We start from the raw sequence: 15,844 nt of genomic DNA, 5'->3' as shown, positions 1-15,844 counted from the left end.
TATTGATCTCCCTGTTTTCAGGCTGACAGTTTCGCGACGATCTCGGCGGTCGAGATGATGGCGTTCGCGTAGGCCGGCATGTTGAATTGCAGTGACGCGTCCATTTCAGGGAACCCGAAGCTGCCGATGGCGTCCTTCACCACCGTGACCTCGTAGCCGAGCTCCGCTGCGAAGCGGACGGTGGATTCGATGCAGGTGTTGGCGCGCATGCCGATCACGATCAGTTTGCGGACCCCGTGCTTCTTGAGCTGGAGGTCGAGGTCCGTGTTGGCGAACCCGCTCGAGAGCCAGTGCTCCTGCGCGACGCCCTCGCCGGGGCGCGGCTCGAAATCGGGGTGAAAACTTCCGCCCCAGGTTCCGTCGGCAAAAGTCTGTCCCTTTGCGGCGGCTGCCTGGACGGGAGGCATCGTCTTCCAGTGACTGTAGGGATCGCTTTCCCGCCAGCGATGGTGCGGGGCGATGAAAACCTGCACATCAACCGCGCGAGCGGCGGCGAGGACCTGCCGCATGTGCTCGACGACATGGTGCGTCTCGAGGGTGGAGCGACCGTGTTCGTACAGCTTGCCGCCCTCCGACAGGAAATCATTGTAGGGATCGACGACAAGCAATCCCGTGAGTTCGGGTTCGTAAGTCTGCTCAGGTTTCGACATGCCCAATACTCCCTTGGTTCGTGCATATTGAGGATTACGCACATCATCTTCAGAGTCAAGCGCGGGCGTCCGGCTTTCCTTCAGGATGGAAGGGGCCGTCCCGATGCGCCTCCGGGCGGGGAGGGCTGCCCTCGGTGGGCGGCTGCCGTGTTCGCGGAACGCACGACCGGCGCCGGGGGCGACGTCCCTCGCGGCGCGGCCGGAGACCTCCGTGCGCCGGACCGAGTCGCCGGCCGACAGGTCTTCGGCGCGTCGGCCGGTCAGCCGCTGCGCGAGCGTGCCGACGGCCGTCCGGCTACGGCCGGGTCCCGGTTGCGCGGGCAGGGTGCGCCCGGCGGAGCTGCCGAGAGACCGCGACCTCGCCGCCCAGGGCCGGCCGGTGCAAGGGGGGTGCGCTGGGCGGCCACCGGCTCGGCCGATGCATGCCGGCGACGGGATCGCCCCGGTCTCGTCCCGGTCTCGACTGCCGCCGGGGCGGTCCGCGGGCTGGCCGACGGCGCCGGCACCCGTTTTCCGGCGGCCCGTTCTGCAGGTCTGTCGGTCGGTCGGTCCGTCGGCGGTGCTGCCTGATCGGGGTCTGCGATCTCGACGTGGCCGTCGAGTCGGCCGGGACGCGCCCGCACCCTTCGGGGGGTGAGGCGGCGCCCAGGTCCTGATGTGCGGCCGAGCCCTGGCGAACCGGGATCGGGCTCCGTCAGCCGAGCCGTGTGGCGACGAGGGTGAGCGGCTCGCTGCTGCGCCGTGCGCGGGACAGGATGACGGCTCCTTCGGCGGCGATCACCAACAGGTTGGCACGTTGTGCGGCCTCGGCGGGCGCCAGTCCGACCTGCTCGAGCCGGGCGGCCAGCGCGTCGGCCGCGGCGTTGAACGCCGCCTCGGCCCGGTCGAGGATCGCGGGATCGTGTCCGCCGGTCGTCACCCCGGCCATCGCGCAGCCGGCGCGGAAGTCCGTGCCTTCGACGACCCTGCGCCAGATGTCGATGTACCCGGTGACCACGTCCTGCGGGGTCTGCGCGCGGATCGCGTCGATCTGGTCCTGCATCCACTGCCGGGAGTGGTCGATGGCGAGCTCGATCAGTTCCGCGCGCCCGCGCGGAAAGTGGTGGTACACGGAGCCACGGGGTGCCCCGGTGCGCGCGAGCACCTCGCGGGTCGACATGCCCTCGAGCCCGCGCTCGGCGATCAGCAACCACGCCGCCTTGATCATCGCTTCGCGCACGCTCTCTGACATGCAGACCATTCTTTCCCATCAGGTGCGGGCCCCTGGACCCGCCACTTGATTATGCTATGTTACATAGCATAATCCGAGGTCGGAGTCATCGCCACCAACCCCCGAGGGGCCCGTCATGAGCTCAGATTCCCTTACCGTCGACGTGTACGTCGCACCGATGCGCCCCTTCGCCGGCGCTCCCGCCCAGGGGCCGGGCGACGCCCCGATGTGGTCGCCCATGAGCAGCACTCTGATCGCCGGCGCCGAGGAAGCGGTCCTCGTCGACACCCTCGTCACCCTCGACCAGGTCGACGCGCTCGCAGAGTGGGTGCGCGGCTTCGGCAAGCGCGTCACCGGCGTCTACATCACCCACGGCCACCAGGACCACTGGATCGGCCTGGCCCGCCTCCAGGAGCACTTCCCCGACGCCCGGGGAATCGCCACCCCCGAGGTTGTCGAACGCGCCCGGTTCGAGGCCGGTGACCCCGGTCTGTCCGCCTACTGGAAGGCCAGCTTCCCCGGCGAGCTGCCGCAGACGGCGGTGCTGCCCGAGCCGCTGGCCGCCGCGGAGTTCGAGCTGGAGGGGCAGGTCCTGCGCGCGGTCTCCGTGGGCCAGGGGGACACCGAGCATTCGACCGTCCTGCACGTGCCCTCGGCCGCCGCGGTGGTCGGGGGTGACGTCGTCTACAACGGTGTGCACATGATGACCGCCGAGACCGACGAGCAGGGCCGCGAGGCATGGATCGCCAGCCTGGACGCCGTCGCCGCCCTGAACCCGCGGATCGTCGTCGCCGGACACAAGAGTGTCGGCGCGCCCGACCTGCCCGAGAGCATCGGCGCGAGCCAGCAGTACCTGCGCGACTTCAGCCGCATCGTCAACGAGGGCGGCAGCGTCGAGGACATCGTCAACGCGATGCTCGAACTGCACGGCGGCCGGGACAACCCCCGCACTCTGTGGCACTCCGCCCGTACCGCAGTCGCCAAACGGGCCTAGTCCCTTCTGGCTGACGTTCTCCCTCCTCCGCAGGGCCCGCACCCCGGAGGAGGCGCGGAAGCATGGACGTCCGGGCCGAGCCGCTGACGGCGTCGTGGGCGGAGCGCGGTGACAGGTGACCCGCCTGAACCGGCAACGAGGCCGTCTCCATGGGGTCGAACCGGCCCAGCGGGTTGAGCCGGGCCCGCTACCGGGGCGGCGGTGCTCCCGGCGGCGCGGCCCTCGCCGTGAGCGTGGCGAGGGCGGCCGACCGCCGATGTGACGTCGGCGCCGGCGTGCCGCTAGGGCCTGTCGTTTGGATCATGCCGGCGTCGCGGGGCGTGGCACGCACATCTGCGGCGTTGTCGTCGGTTGTCGACGCTCCGCGTCGCCGCCCTCCTCCGCCTTGCAGCTGCACGCACCACGCCCCGCTCGGGTCGGTCGGCAAGGCATCGTGAGTCAGGCCGGCCTGATCCAAACGACAGGCCCTAGGTCGCCGCACGTCGGCGCAGGGCCTGCGCGGCCGGGGCGACCGAGGCCAGGACGGCCAGGGCCGCGCAGCCGGCCGTGGTGACGGCCAGGGCGGTCCAGGGCAGGGCGGTCCACGCCAGGGTGAGGGCGGCCGGGGCCGACAGGGCGTGCAGGGCCGCCGTGATTCCCGCCAGGTCGAGGGCGGTCACCAGCAGCCCCAGCACCGCTCCGACCGCGACCACCGTGAGCGCCTCGGCCCCGGCCAGCCGCAGTATCTGTGGGCGGCCGGCCCCGGCCAGCCGCAGCACGGCGAACTCGCGCACCCGGTCGGAGGTCGCCATCACCATGGTGTTGACCAGGGAGATCCCGGTGTAGAGGAGTGCGATGCCGAGGACGAGGAGGAGGCCGAGGCGGGTGGTCCGGTCGGTCCGCGGGTGGGTCGCCGCGATCCACCGGTCCCTGGTGAGGACGTGCGCGCCGGACACCCGGGCCGCCGCGCGCAGCCCGGCGGCCACCGTGGCCGCGTCCGCGCCGGGCCGAAGGGCCACGTCGACGCGGTCGACGGCCGCACCGGGTGCGTTGGCCGGGGTCACGTACGCGCCGTTGTCCCCGGTGCCCGTCCTCATCACGGCGGCGATGCGCAGGGTCCTCGGGGTGCCGTCGCCGAGCCACACCCGGGCGCTCTGGCCGACGGTGTGCTTCTCCCACTCCTCGTTGACGATGATCGAGCCGTCGTCGAGGCCGGTGGTCCTGCCGGAGACGAGCGGGAGGTGCGTGGTGGCGGCCAGCGCGGCGGGATCGGCGGCCCGGGCCCCGGATCTGATCAGGGCGACCCCGTCCTCCAGGACGTACACCGCGCTCGCCGAGGTCGCGGAGAGCTCGGCACCGGGTACGGAGCGCAGCGCCCTGAGCGTCGTTTCCCCGAATCCGCCTGCCGCGGGCGTGACGACGAAGGCCGCCGTGGTCCGGTCGCGGGTCTCCGCGGCCCGCGCCGCGTTCAGGGTCGCGGTGGTGCCGAGCAGCGAGCCGGTGAGGGCGACGGTGACCAGCACGGGCGCGGCGACGGCGGCCGTACGGCGGACCCCCGCGGCCGCGTTCTCGCGCACCAGCATGCCGCCGGCGCCGGGGAGCCGGGCCGGGACCCAGGTGAGCAGCCGGGTCAGCGGACGGACCAGGACGGGGGCGAGCAACGCGACCGCGGTGATCAGCAGCATGGGACGGCTCACGTAGGACTTGCGGTGCAGCAGGTCGCCGGGGTCGGCGAGGAGCGGGAGGACGGCCGAGGCCAGCAGCAGGCCGATGCCGGACAGCCAACGCGTCCGGGTCATGGGCCTGTTGTCCACGGCCGCCTCTCGCAGCGCCTGAGCCGGCCCGGTCCGGCCCGCCCGCCAGGACGCGGTGACCGCTCCGCACAGGGCGACCAGCAGCCCGGTCGAGAAGGCCGCCCAGTACGGCCACGTGGGGGCGCCGATCCGGAACCAGTCCGGGGCGAGTCCGCCGTCGACGGTCCAGCGGGCGAGGCAGGGTGCGCCGTACCGGCCGAGCACGCAGCCCACCGCCGAGGCGAGCGCCCCGACCAGCAGGGCCTCGGCGACCACCGTCCGGCGGAGCTGTCCGGGCGTCGCCCCGGCGATGCGCAGCAGGCCGAACTCGCGGCGGCGCTGGGCGACCGCGAAGGCGAACGTCGACGCCACCACGAAGACCGACACGAAGGCGGCGACCCCGCCGGCCGTGCCGAACAGGGCGTTCAGCGCGGTCAGCGCCTCGCGGTCGCGGTCCGGGTCCGGGTCGGCGAAGCGCCGGCCGTCGCCGGTGAGGACCTGTACGCCGGGGATGCCGCCGACCGCGTTCCGTACCGCCGCCGGGTCCGCGGCCACGACCAACTGGTTGCTGTGGGGCGCCAGTTGCGCCGCCCGGGCGTCGGTGAAGAAGACGGCGTGCTCGAAGCCGCGGTCGGCGACCGTGCCGACGACGGTGACGCCGCCGCGATCCGTGCGGAGGGTGCGGCCGGGCTTCGCCCAGGTCCCGGTGACGACGACCTCGCGAGCGGTGCGCGGTGCGCGGCCCGAGGTGATCTCGTACGACGCGAACGCGGCGACCGACCAGGGGTGACCGACGAGTTCGCCGGGCCCGTCCCCCACCGGCACGGCGGCAGACCCGGCGACATGCACGGTGAAGGTGCGGTCGGGGGTGACCTTGCCGAGCTTCTGCAACTCGGCGACGGCGGCGGCGGGTACGGCCCGCGGCTGGGCGAGCTTCTGGGTGCGGGTGCCGATCGGGGTGGAGACGTGCAGGGTGTCGGCGCCCTTGACGACGACCGGGGCCGCGGCGAACCGTTCCGGGGCGCGCTGCGGAGCGTCCAGGGAGGAAGCGAGCGCCAGACCCGTCACGGTGAGCAGGCCGACGCCGAGACAGAGGGCGACGAAACTGCCGGCGAAGGTGATCCAGCGGGTGCGCAGGGTGTGCAGGCTGTACGGGATGTGCAGGCTGTACGTGCTGTACAGGGAGTCGCTCAGCACGGCAGGACCTCCGGCCCGGTCATGCGCGTGGCGATGTCGTCGGCTTTCGCGCCCGTCAGTTCGCCGTCGACCCGGCCGTCAACGAGGAAGACGACGCGGTCGGCGCAGGAGGCGGCGACCGGGTCATGGGTGACCATGACGATCGTCCGGCCCTCGTCGTCCGCCATGGCGCGCAGCAGTTTCAGCACCGTACGGCTCGTCCGCGTGTCCAGGGCGCCGGTCGGCTCGTCGGCGAACAGCACCTCGGGGCGGGTGACGAGGGCACGGGCCAGCGCCACGCGCTGCTGCTGACCGCCGGACAGCCGGCTCGGCCGGTGCCGGGCGCGGTCGGCGAGTCCGACCCGGTCGAGCACCTCGCGGACCCGGGCCCTCGGGGGACGGCGGCCCGCCAGTCGTAGCGGCAGCGCCACGTTCTGTTCCGCGGTGAGGGAGGGAAGGAGGTTGAACGCCTGGAAGACGAAGCCGATGCGCTGCCGGCGGAGCAGGGTCAGGTTCTTCTCGCTCAGTCCGGTCAGCTCGGTCCCGCCCAGCAGGACCGAACCGGAGGTGGGCCGGTCGAGGCCCGCCGCGCACTGCAGGAGCGTCGACTTGCCGGAGCCGGAGGGGCCCATGACGGCGGTGAAGGTGCCTTTCGGGAAGGCGAGGGAGACATCGTCGAGCGCGGTGACGGCGCTGTCTCCGGAGCCGTGCCGTCTGCTGACGGAACGCAAGGCGATGGCGGTCATGAAGCCCCGTTCTCCTGCTCGTTGGCGGTCCTGTTGCCGGTCTCGTCGCCGATGCCGATGCCGATGCCGATGCCGTCGTCGGTGTGGTCGTGGGTGTGGTCGTCGAAGTGGTCGTCGACGTCGTCGTCGGTTTCGCTGCCGGTTTCGCTGTCGGTGGCTCCACGAAACCGTTCGGGGGCGGGGCGGCGCACTGCGGCAGGACGGAGATCCGGGGTAGGGCCAGGCATACCCCGGCCACGGAGGCTGGACGGATGGCCGGGTGCCCGGCCCGCCGCCTACGGTGACCGGCATGCAGCCCCCTCCGCGCAGCGTCTGGCAGGCCATGGCCGCGCCCCGCTACCTGCTCTCCGCCTGGCCCTGGCGTGCCGTCGGCTACCTGGCGACCGGCGCGGTGACCGGTGCCGTACTCCTGGTGGGGCTGGTCGTCGCCGTGGTGGCCGGCGGTGCGCTCGCCGTCGTACTCGTCGGGCTGCCGTTGCTGTTCCTCGTGGCGCTCGCGGGTCTTCCGGTGGCCCGGCTCGAACGGCACCGGCTCCGCCTGATCGACCGGGAGCGGGTGTACGACCCCCACGCGCGGCCCTCCTCCCCGGGGCTGCGGGCCTGGCTCACGACCCGGCTGCGTGAGCGGGCGACCTGGCGTGAGCTCGGGCACGCGCTGCTGTTCGCGGGCCTGTTGTGGCCGGTGGACGCGCTCGCCGTGGCGCTCGGCCTGCTCTGCCCGCTGTCGGTGGCCGCCGCCCCGCTGCTGCTGGCCACGGTCGGCGGCGGCCGGGAGACGAAGGTGCTGAAGGTGTGGACGGTCACCGGCTGGCCGACCGCCTTCGGCGTCGCCCTGGCCGGGGTGTTCCTGCTGGCTCTCGGCGGCTACGCGCTGGGTGTGGTGGCCGGTGCGCGGGCCGGGCTGACCCGGCTGCTGATCGCGCCGCGCGAGGACGGGTCGGGGGACCGGGTGGTCGAACTGGCGCGGTCCCGGGCGCGGTTGGTGGATGCCTTCGAGGCCGAACGGCGGCGCATCGAACGCGATCTGCACGACGGTGCCCAACAGCGCCTGGTCGCCCTGTCGATGACCCTGGGCCTGGCCCTTCTGGACGCCCCGCCGGGACCGCTCGCCGACCAGCTCGCCAAGGCCCAGCGCGAGGCGGGCGAGGCGCTCGCCGGGCTGCGGGAGATCGTGCACGGGATCCATCCGAAGGTACTGGCCGACCATGGGCTGGAGGCGGCAGTGGCGGATGCGGCGGATCGAACGGCCGTTCCGGTGGACGTCGGTTTCCGGTTGCCCGTGCGGCTGCCGGAGTCGGTCGAGGCGGCCGCGTACTTCGTGGTGCGCGAGGCGCTCGCCAACGTCGACCGGCACAGTGGCGCGGGCCGCGCCGAGGTGACCGGCGGACACCGGGACGGCCGACTGCACCTGGAGGTGCGCGACGACGGCCGGGGCGGCGCGGCGGCCGTGGCGGGCAGCGGCCTCACCGGGCTCGCGGACCGGGTGTCGGTGCTGGATGGCAGACTCTCCCTGTCCAGCCCGCCGGGCGGACCGACCCTGCTGCGTGTGGAGTTGCCGTGCGAGCCGATCGACCTCTGCGCGTAGTCCTGGCCGAGGACAGCGTGCTGCTGCGGGAGGGGATCGCGGGGCTGCTGGGCCGCTTCGGTCATGCGGTGGTCGCGGCGGTGGGGGACGCGGAGGCGCTGGTCGCGGCGGTCGAGGAGCACGCGCCCGACGTCGTCGTGACGGATGTCCGGATGCCGCCGGGCTTCCAGGACGAGGGGCTGCACGCGGCGGTGCGGTTGCGGGCGGCCCGGCCCACCCTGCCGATCCTGGTCCTCAGCCAGTACGTGCAGCGCAGTTACGTCGCCGAACTCCTCGACTCCGGCGACGGGTCGGGCGTCGGGTACCTGCTCAAGGACCGGGTGGGGCAGGTGGCGGAGTTCGTCGCGGCGTTGGGGGAGGTGGCCGACGGAGGGACGGTGGTCGACCCCGAGGTCGTACGGCAACTGCTGCGCCGGCGCCGGGATCCGCTGGAGCGGCTGTCCCCGCGCGAGCGGGAGGTGCTGGCGCTGGTCGCCGAGGGGAAGTCGAACGGGGCGATCGCGAGAGAGCTGGTGGTCTCGGAAGCGGTGGTGGGGAAGCACATCGGGGGGATCCTGACGAAGCTGGACCTGCCGCCGGCGGAGGACTCGCATCGGCGGGTGCTGGCTGTGCTGGCCTATCTGCGGGCGTGACCCTTTTGTTTCGGGTGCTGTGACTTTGTCTTGGGGCGTTGCGGGATGTGTTCGGCTGCGGGTGCGTCGTGGTTGTTCGCGCAGTTCCCCGCGCCCCCAAAAAGGTGGGTCCACTGGTCCCACCTCGACAGGGGCGCGAACAACCCCCACCGGGCGGCAGATATACGACGACGGTGACCCACCCTCCCCAAACCGCCCCGAAGTTATCCACAGGGTCTGACGTGTTTCGGCCCCCGCCTGTACCGTCTCCACGAGTTGATGTTCGTGCGTGTGCGTGTGCGTGTGCGGAGTACGGGGGAGGCGGTCGACGTGACCGGACCGGAAGAGCTGACGACGGCCGGTGGGCGCAAGCTGCCCGCGCCGAAGGGCTTTGCGCAGTGGCCCCCGAAGGGCTCCCCCAAGGAGGAGGGCAAGGCGCTGCGTTCGGCGGTTCCGCGCCGCAGCCACGACGCCCTGGACCTGGACGGCTCCCGTCCCGACGCGGTGAGCGCGGTCGAGGAGTCCAACCGGGACCGCATCCCCGGGCTGGTCCCGATAAGGGTCGGGAGAATGGCGGCCAGTCCCTTCGCGTTCCTGCGCGGCTCGGCCGGCCTGATGGCGCACGACCTGGCCCGCACCCCGATGACCAGGATCGCCACCCAGATCTGCGGTGACGCCCACGCGGCCAACTTCGGCCTGTACGGCGACCCGCGCGGTGACCTCGTCATCGACCTGAACGACTTCGACGAGACGGTGCTCGGCCCCTGGGAGTGGGACCTCAAGCGGCTCGCCGCCTCCCTGGTGCTGGCCGGCCGGGAGGCGGGCGCCGACGAGGACACCTGCCGCAAGGCCGCGGGCGACGCGGCCGGCGCCTACCGCCGCACCATGCGTCTGCTGGCCAAGCTCCCGGTGCTGGACGCGTGGAACGCCATCGCGGACGAGGAACTGGTCTCCCACTCCGACGCCCACGACATGCTCGGCACCCTGCGCAAGGTCTCGGAGAAGGCCCGCGCCAACACCAGCGGCCGGTTCGCGGCCCGCTCCACCGAGCCCACCGAGGACGGCGGCCGTCGCTTCGTCGACGCCGTGCCGGTGCTGCGCCGGGTCCCGGACGCGGAGGCGGAGGTGGTCACCGCGGCCCTGGAGCACTACGTGACCACGCTTTCCGAGGACCGCCACCCACTGCTCGCCCGGCACACCCCGCACGACGTCGCCTTCCGGATCGTCGGTACCGGCAGCGTCGGCACCCGGTCCTACGTCGTCCTCCTCCTCGACCACCGGGGCGAGCCGCTGATCCTCCAGGTCAAGGAGGCCCGTCCGTCCGCGCTCGTTCCCCATCTCGCCACGGCCGGCTTCGAGACGCCGGCCGTCGACCACGAGGGCCGCCGGGTGGTCGTCGGCCAGAAGCGGATGCAGGTGGTCAGCGACATCCTGCTCGGCTGGACCACGGTGGACGGCCGCCCCTTCCAGGTCCGCCAGTTCCGCAACCGCAAGGGCAGCGTCGACCCGGCCGCCCTGTCCCCCGACCAGATCGACGACTACGGCCGGATGACCGGCGCCCTGCTGGCCCGCGCCCACTCGCACAGCGCCGACCCGCGCCTGATCGCCGGCTACTGCGGCAAGAACGAGGAGCTGGACGAGGCGATCGCCGCGTTCGCGGTGACCTACGCCGACCGCACGGAGGCGGACCACGAGGAACTGGTGACCGCGGTGCGGGCGGGGCGGATAGCGGCGGAGCTCGGGGTGTGATCCGAGTGATCCCTTCCGGGCGCCTGTGACACCCCCGTCGTGGCCTGCACCGATCTGGTCGCCGAGTGGGTCCCGGCCACCGCCGACGGCGACAGGCCCTAGGCTGGTCGGGTGACGACCCCGGAAGCTGAGCAGTCCCAGGCACCGCGGCCCGAGGAGCGGCTGGAGCGGGCCGTGCGGGCCGCCGAGCAGGCATTGATCGAGTACGAGATCGCGGTGGAGACCTTCCGCGTCGAGGTCGAGAACTTCTCCCGCCTGCACGAACAGAAACTCGGCCCGCTCTACCTCCGCATCGAGGAGCTGGACGCGCGGATCGCCGAGGCCAAGGCCGCCCGCACCGGCGACCCCGAGGACATCCGCGCCGCCGAGGAGGCCAGGGCCCGGGTCCTGCCCATCCCCGGCGTCGAGGAACTGCTGCACGGCTGGATGGACGGCGACGGCCTGTTCCCGGAGGCCGTCGCGATGCTCACCGAGCAGGAGGTCCGGCCTCCGCAGCGGGTCCGCCCCAGCGAGGAGGCCCGTCGGCTCTACCGCGAGCTGGCCCGCAAGGCCCACCCCGACCTGGTGCAGGACGAGGCCGAGCAGGAGCGGCGCGAGGAGTTCCTCAGCCGGGTCAACGCGGCCTACGCCCGCGGCGACGAGGCCCTGCTGCGGGAGCTGGCCGAGGAATGGGCGGCCGGTCCGGTCCCGCCGGAGCGCAGGCCGAGCCGGGCCGAGGAGCTCTACGCCCGCCTCGAATGGCTCTCCGAGCGCAAGGAACTGCTCGCCCTGGTCGCCAAGGAGCTGGAGAACGGCCCCATCGCCGGCCTGCTCCGGCTGGCCCCGGACGACCCCGACGGCCTCCTTGAGGAGATCGCCGATCGGCTCCAGAAGGACGTGGCCGAACGCGAGGCGGAACTGGCGGCCCTGCTGACCCAGGAGTAGCGCCCCGCTCCGGTCGGGTAGCGTCGGGGACATGAACTTCGCAGCGCGTGTGCCCACGGTCGAGGTCGGGGACCTCAAGGACGGCGACTTCCTGCTGGACGTCCGCGAGGACGACGAGTGGCAGGCGGGCCACGCCGTCGGCGCCCTGCACATCCCGATCAGCGAGTTCGTGGCCCGCTACGGCGAGCTCACCGAGGCGGCCCCCCAGGACGGCCGCGTCCACGTCATCTGCCGCTCCGGCGGCCGCTCGGCCCAGGTCACGATGTACCTGGTCCAGCAGGGCATCGACGCGGTGAACGTGGACGGCGGCATGCAGGTGTGGCAGGCAGCGGGCCGCGAGGTCCTCACGGACGAGGGCGCCCCGGGCTTCGTCATCTGACGGGACGAGTCAGGAGCCCAGCCGCCGGAGCGCCCCGCATCGAGGCGCCCCGCACTGGAGCGCCCTGTAAGGGGCGCGGGGAACTGCGCGACCAGCCCCCCACCGGCCCGCAGATTCCGCACCACCGAGCGCCCCCCTTTTTTCTTGTCCCCATTTTTTGTCTTCCCGCTACCCCAGTGGATGCGCAGCCAGCAAATCCCCCAACGCCTCCTCATAAACCCCGGCCCCCCCGAGCGCCAGCTCGATCTGCTTCGCCCACGCGTGATACCGGTGCAGCACATACTCGGTGTCGGCCCCGAACCCCCCGTGCAGATGCTGCGCGGTCTGCACCACCCGCCGCACCCCCTCCGCCGCCCAGATCTTCGCCACCGCCACATCCCCGGCCGCCGGCAGCGCCCCGGCCGCCCCCGACGCGATCCGCCACGCCGCCTGCCACAGCGTCGCCTCCATGGCCCGCAGATCGATGTAACGGTCGGCGGCCTGCACGGCCACCGCCTGGAACGTGGCGATCGGATACCCGAACTGCTCCCGCTTCCCCGCGTAGTCGGCGGTCAGCCGCAGCACCCGCTCACCCACCCCGAGCGCCAGCGCACACGTCCCGGTCGCGAGCAGCTCCCGCAGCCACTCCCAGGCCCCCTCCGCCGTCACCACATCCCGCCCCGCGACCCGCGCCGACTCCAGCCGCAGCTCCCCGAACCGCTCCCCGCTGGTCGACACCTGCTCGGCGACAGCGATCCCCTCGCCTCCCGGCGCCACCAGCGCCAGCACGCTCCGGTCCGCCTCCGTCCGCGCCGGTACGACGACGAGGTCGGCGTCGTACACCCACGGCACCGCCGTCTGCACCCCGTCCAGCACCCAGCTGTCGTCGTCCCGCCGCGCGGTCACCGCCAGCTCCGCCGGGTCGTGCCCGGTGCGCCCGCTCGCGGCGACGGTCAGCACCAGCTCGCCCCGTCCCGCCCGCGCCGCCAGCCGATCCCTCAACTCCGCCGCCCCATACGTCTGTACGGCCGACAGAGCCGCGCTGTGCTCCAGCAACGGCACCCTGGCCAGCACCTTCGCCGACTCCCGCAGCACCAGGCACAGCGCGATGGCGTCCAGACCTGCCCCGCCGTACTCCTCGCCCAGCAGCAGACTCAGCAGATCCGCGCCCGCCAGCCTGTCCCACAGTTCCCGGTCGAAGCCCTCGGCCACGGCACCGGTGGTCAGCGCCGGGCTCGGCACCGCGTCCGGCGCCACCCCGGCGAACACCCCGCGCGCCGCCTCGGCCGCCGCCAACTGCTCCTCGGTGAAGGTGAAGTCCACGGTCCTGTCCTCCCGGCGGGTCTCCGCTGATCTGACGGTCCGTCAAGATAGAACAGGTTCTAGAAGAAGGGAACCTAAAACAGCTGCGATCACCCGCTCTTCCCGTCGTAGGCTGACGGCCGCTGTCCGCCGATGGGGGACGGGCACACGAGGGAGGACACATGGGGATCCGAAGCCTGACCCGTACCGAGGCCGAACGCCGGGCCGCACTGATCGCGGTCGAGCGGTACGACATCGACATCGACCTCACCGCCCTGCCCGACGGACCGGAGATCCGCTGCGTCTCCACGGTGACCTTCACCTGTTCCGAGCCGGGCGCGGAGACCTTCGTCGACTGCGCGGCCGAGGTCCGCGCCGCCACCCTGAACGGCACCCCCCTCACCCCCTCCGACGACGGCCGGATCCCGCTGCCCGCCCTGGCCGCGCACAACGTGCTGCGCGTCGAGAGCGTCCAGGCCGACACCACCGCCGGCGAGGGCGTGCACAAGGCCGTCGACCCCGCCGACGGCGAGGTGTACGTCTGGACGAGCTTCGAACCCGATGAGGCGCGCTTCGTCTGGGCCTGCTTCGACCAGCCCGACCTCAAGGCCCCGCACGCCTTCACCGTCACGGCCCCGGCCGCCTGGACCGTCCTCAGCAACTCCGGTGACCCGCGGATCGAGGAGCAGGGCGCGGCCCGCCGCTGGAGCTTCCCGGACACCCCGCCGCTGTCCGTGTACAACACCGTCGTCAACGCCGGCCCCTTCCACGAGATCCGCCGCCAGGCCGACGGCCACGACCTCGGCATCTACGCGCGCCGCTCGCTCGCCGAGGTCCTGGAACGCGACGCCGACGACGTCTTCACCCTCACCGCCCAGGGCCTCGCCTTCTTCGCCGAGGCCTTCGCGATGCCGTTCCCGCAGCGCAAGTACGACCAGGTCTTCATGCCCGAGTTCGGCGGCGCGATGGAGAACTACGGCTGCGTGACCTGGTCGGACGCCTTTCTGCGGCGGGCCACGCCGACGCCCGCCGAGCGCGAGCTGCTCGCGGTGGTGCTGCTGCACGAGATGGCGCACATGTGGTTCGGCAACATCGTCACCATGCGCTGGTGGGACGACCTCTGGCTGAACGAGGCCTTCGCCGAGTTCGCCTGCCACTGGGCCGCCGAGGGCGCCACCCGCTACACCGACGCCTGGGCGGGCCACCTCGTCGGCGACAAGCTCAAGGCGTACCTCTCCGACCAGGGCCCAGTCTCGCACCCGATCCACCAGCCCATCCAGGACGTCGCCCAGGCCGCGTCGATCTTCGACAACATCACCTACCCCAAGGGTGCCTCCGTCCTCCACCAGCTGATGACCTACGTCGGTGAGGACCACTTCCGCACCGGCATGGCCGCCTACTTCGCCCGTCACGCCTGGGGCACCACCACCCTCCAGGACCTGATCGACGCCCTCGCCGAGGCCAGCGGCCGCGACCTGACCGCCTGGCGCAAGGCCTGGCTGGAGACCGCGGGCACCGACCGCTTCACCCTGGAGCACGTCGGCGACACCGTCACCCTGGTCGCCGACGGCAACCCGCGCCCCCAGGTCCTGGCGGTCGGCGCGTACGACCGCGCCGGCGACGCCCTGGAACGCACCGCGCTCGTCCGCGTCGAGGTGACCGAGGCCCGTACCCCCGTCACCGGTCTTCCTGCCACGTCCGACCTCCTCCTGATCAACGACGACGACCTCACCTTCGCCACCACCCGCCCGGACCCCACCACCCGCGACACCCTCTTCGGCGCGGCGGCCCAGCTGCCCACTGCCATCTCCCGGGGCGCGGCCGCCGCCACCGTCTGGGACATGCTCACGGCCGGCGAGGCCACGGCGGCCGAGGCCGGACGCTGCCTCACCGCGCTGCTCGCGGCCGAGACGTCCGACGCCGTGATCGAGCCCTACCTCACGCTCGTCACCAACATCGCCGAACTCTGGGCCCCGCCCGCCGAACGCCCCGCGCTGACGGAGGCCGTGGCCGCGGCCTGCCGACGGCTCGCCGCCGACCCGGGCCGCCGCCAGGTCGCCCTGCGCGGCCTCGCCCGCACCGCGACCGGCGCCGAGGACCTGGCCTGGCTCCGGGAGCAGGCCGGCGCCGACGTCGACCTGCACTGGCGCGCCCTCGTCCGCGAGGCCGAACTCGGCGGCGACGTCACCGCCGAGTCCGCCGCCCTGCTGGAACGCGACACCGACCCCGACGCCTGGGTCCGCGCCCTCACCGTCCGGGCCGCCCTCCCCGACCCGGCCGCGAAGGCCGAGGTCTGGCGGCGGCTGGCCGTGGACCGCGAGGTGCCCGTCCAGGCGGTCTCCCCGGTGGCGGCCGCCTTCTGGCGTCCCGGCCAGGACGCCCAGCTCGCCCCCTACGCCGAGCACTACCTGGCCGCGATCCCCGAGCTGCACCAGGGCGGCATGATCCCGGCGATGACCTACACCTCCCACCTCTTCCCGCCGTACGCCATCGATCCCGCGTACATCGAGAAGGCCCGGCAGGCGACGCAGGAAGCGGCCCCCGTGGTCCGCAACACCCTCCTGGAGCGCTCGGACGCCGTCCGCCGCATGCTCCGCGCCCGGGCCGTGAACGCCTGACCCCCGGGCGGGGAAGCCCGACCGGTGTCCCACCCCCCTCAGATCCCCTCTCGGATCCCTCCTCGGATTCCGTCGTGGACGCCGTCCCGTCCGATCGTTCGGTTTCGGCCATTCCCATGGTCGCCGGGCCCGCACGAGCGATCAACCCC

13 protein-coding genes are annotated in these 15,844 nt (G+C 72.9%); 7 read left to right on the top strand and 6 right to left on the bottom strand.

Features of this window, described 5'->3' with window-relative positions:
- Positions 1–17 precede the first annotated feature (17 nt).
- Positions 18–650, bottom strand: coding sequence for an isochorismatase family cysteine hydrolase (locus tag KVT45_RS08540; RefSeq protein ID WP_217545911.1), 633 nt, complete (start codon positions 648–650; stop codon positions 18–20).
- A gap of 694 nt (positions 651–1,344) precedes the next feature.
- On the bottom strand, positions 1,345–1,881 hold the full coding sequence (locus tag KVT45_RS08535) for a TetR/AcrR family transcriptional regulator (protein WP_217545910.1): 537 nt from the start codon (positions 1,879–1,881) through the stop codon (positions 1,345–1,347).
- A gap of 115 nt (positions 1,882–1,996) precedes the next feature.
- On the opposite strand from KVT45_RS08535, the gene KVT45_RS08530 reads away from it, so the two are divergent.
- Positions 1,997–2,854 (top strand): MBL fold metallo-hydrolase, encoded by an 858-nt coding sequence (locus KVT45_RS08530; RefSeq protein ID WP_217545909.1) that lies wholly within the window; start codon positions 1,997–1,999, stop codon positions 2,852–2,854.
- Between the two features lie 467 nt (positions 2,855–3,321).
- Here KVT45_RS08530 and KVT45_RS08525 read toward each other — a convergent pair whose 3' ends face one another.
- From KVT45_RS08525 to KVT45_RS08515, 3 genes are read right to left on the bottom strand one after another with little or no spacing between them, the layout of a single operon-like run.
- Positions 3,322–5,823, bottom strand: a complete 2,502-nt coding sequence (locus KVT45_RS08525; protein WP_308310678.1) for an ABC transporter permease — start codon at positions 5,821–5,823, stop codon at positions 3,322–3,324.
- A complete protein-coding gene (locus tag KVT45_RS08520) occupies positions 5,817–6,548 on the bottom strand; it encodes an ABC transporter ATP-binding protein (RefSeq protein ID WP_217545908.1) in 732 nt (243 codons plus the stop codon). The genes KVT45_RS08525 and KVT45_RS08520 overlap by 7 nt, the downstream gene beginning before the upstream one ends.
- Entirely contained in the window at positions 6,545–6,739 is a 195-nt protein-coding gene (locus KVT45_RS08515) for a hypothetical protein (RefSeq protein ID WP_217545907.1), read from the bottom strand. Before KVT45_RS08515 ends, KVT45_RS08520 begins: the two co-directional genes overlap by 4 nt.
- Positions 6,740–6,870: 131 nt before the next feature.
- On the opposite strand from KVT45_RS08515, the gene KVT45_RS08510 reads away from it, so the two are divergent.
- From KVT45_RS08510 to KVT45_RS08490, 5 genes are all read left to right on the top strand, one after another.
- A complete protein-coding gene (locus KVT45_RS08510; RefSeq protein ID WP_217546179.1) occupies positions 6,871–8,133 on the top strand; it encodes a sensor histidine kinase in 1,263 nt (420 codons plus the stop codon).
- Positions 8,106–8,765, top strand: a complete 660-nt coding sequence (locus KVT45_RS08505) for a response regulator transcription factor (RefSeq protein WP_217545906.1) — start codon at positions 8,106–8,108, stop codon at positions 8,763–8,765. The genes KVT45_RS08510 and KVT45_RS08505 overlap by 28 nt, the downstream gene beginning before the upstream one ends.
- Before the next feature lie 258 nt (positions 8,766–9,023).
- Positions 9,024–10,493 (top strand): DUF2252 domain-containing protein, encoded by a 1,470-nt coding sequence (locus KVT45_RS08500; protein WP_217545905.1) that lies wholly within the window; start codon positions 9,024–9,026, stop codon positions 10,491–10,493.
- Between the two features lie 111 nt (positions 10,494–10,604).
- Entirely contained in the window at positions 10,605–11,417 is an 813-nt protein-coding gene (locus KVT45_RS08495) for a hypothetical protein (protein WP_217545904.1), read from the top strand.
- 49 nt (positions 11,418–11,466) lie between these two features.
- On the top strand, positions 11,467–11,796 hold the full coding sequence (locus KVT45_RS08490) for a rhodanese-like domain-containing protein (RefSeq protein ID WP_217546178.1): 330 nt from the start codon (positions 11,467–11,469) through the stop codon (positions 11,794–11,796).
- Positions 11,797–11,964: 168 nt separating this feature from the next.
- Here the strand turns inward: KVT45_RS08490 and KVT45_RS08485 are convergent, their stop codons facing one another.
- Positions 11,965–13,098: an acyl-CoA dehydrogenase family protein gene (locus tag KVT45_RS08485; RefSeq protein ID WP_217545903.1), complete on the bottom strand. Its 1,134-nt coding sequence runs from the start codon at positions 13,096–13,098 to the stop codon at positions 11,965–11,967.
- 161 nt (positions 13,099–13,259) lie between these two features.
- Between KVT45_RS08485 and pepN the strand changes: the two genes are divergently transcribed.
- Positions 13,260–15,695 (top strand): aminopeptidase N, encoded by a 2,436-nt coding sequence (gene pepN / locus KVT45_RS08480; RefSeq protein ID WP_217545902.1) that lies wholly within the window; start codon positions 13,260–13,262, stop codon positions 15,693–15,695.
- The last annotated feature ends 149 nt before the right edge of the window (positions 15,696–15,844 follow it).

It is taken from the genome of Streptomyces sp. GbtcB6 (genome assembly GCF_019091475.1).
GTDB classification, from domain to species: domain Bacteria; phylum Actinomycetota; class Actinomycetes; order Streptomycetales; family Streptomycetaceae; genus Streptomyces; species Streptomyces hyaluromycini.
This window is presented reverse-complemented; position numbering and strand designations above follow the sequence as displayed.

What these genes read in the sequence shown, in the direction of transcription:
- KVT45_RS08540 (WP_217545911.1), bottom strand. Translation starts at nt 650, where the DNA reads ATGTCGAAACCTGAGCAGACTTACGAACCCGAACTCACGGGATTGCTT.
- KVT45_RS08535 (WP_217545910.1), bottom strand. Translation starts at nt 1,881, where the DNA reads ATGTCAGAGAGCGTGCGCGAAGCGATGATCAAGGCGGCGTGGTTGCTG.
- KVT45_RS08530 (WP_217545909.1), top strand. Translation starts at nt 1,997, where the DNA reads ATGAGCTCAGATTCCCTTACCGTCGACGTGTACGTCGCACCGATGCGC.
- KVT45_RS08520 (WP_217545908.1), bottom strand. Translation starts at nt 6,548, where the DNA reads ATGACCGCCATCGCCTTGCGTTCCGTCAGCAGACGGCACGGCTCCGGA.
- KVT45_RS08510 (WP_217546179.1), top strand. Translation starts at nt 6,871, where the DNA reads ATGGCCGCGCCCCGCTACCTGCTCTCCGCCTGGCCCTGGCGTGCCGTC.
- KVT45_RS08500 (WP_217545905.1), top strand. Translation starts at nt 9,024, where the DNA reads ATGTTCGTGCGTGTGCGTGTGCGTGTGCGGAGTACGGGGGAGGCGGTC.
- pepN (WP_217545902.1), top strand. Translation starts at nt 13,260, where the DNA reads ATGGGGATCCGAAGCCTGACCCGTACCGAGGCCGAACGCCGGGCCGCA.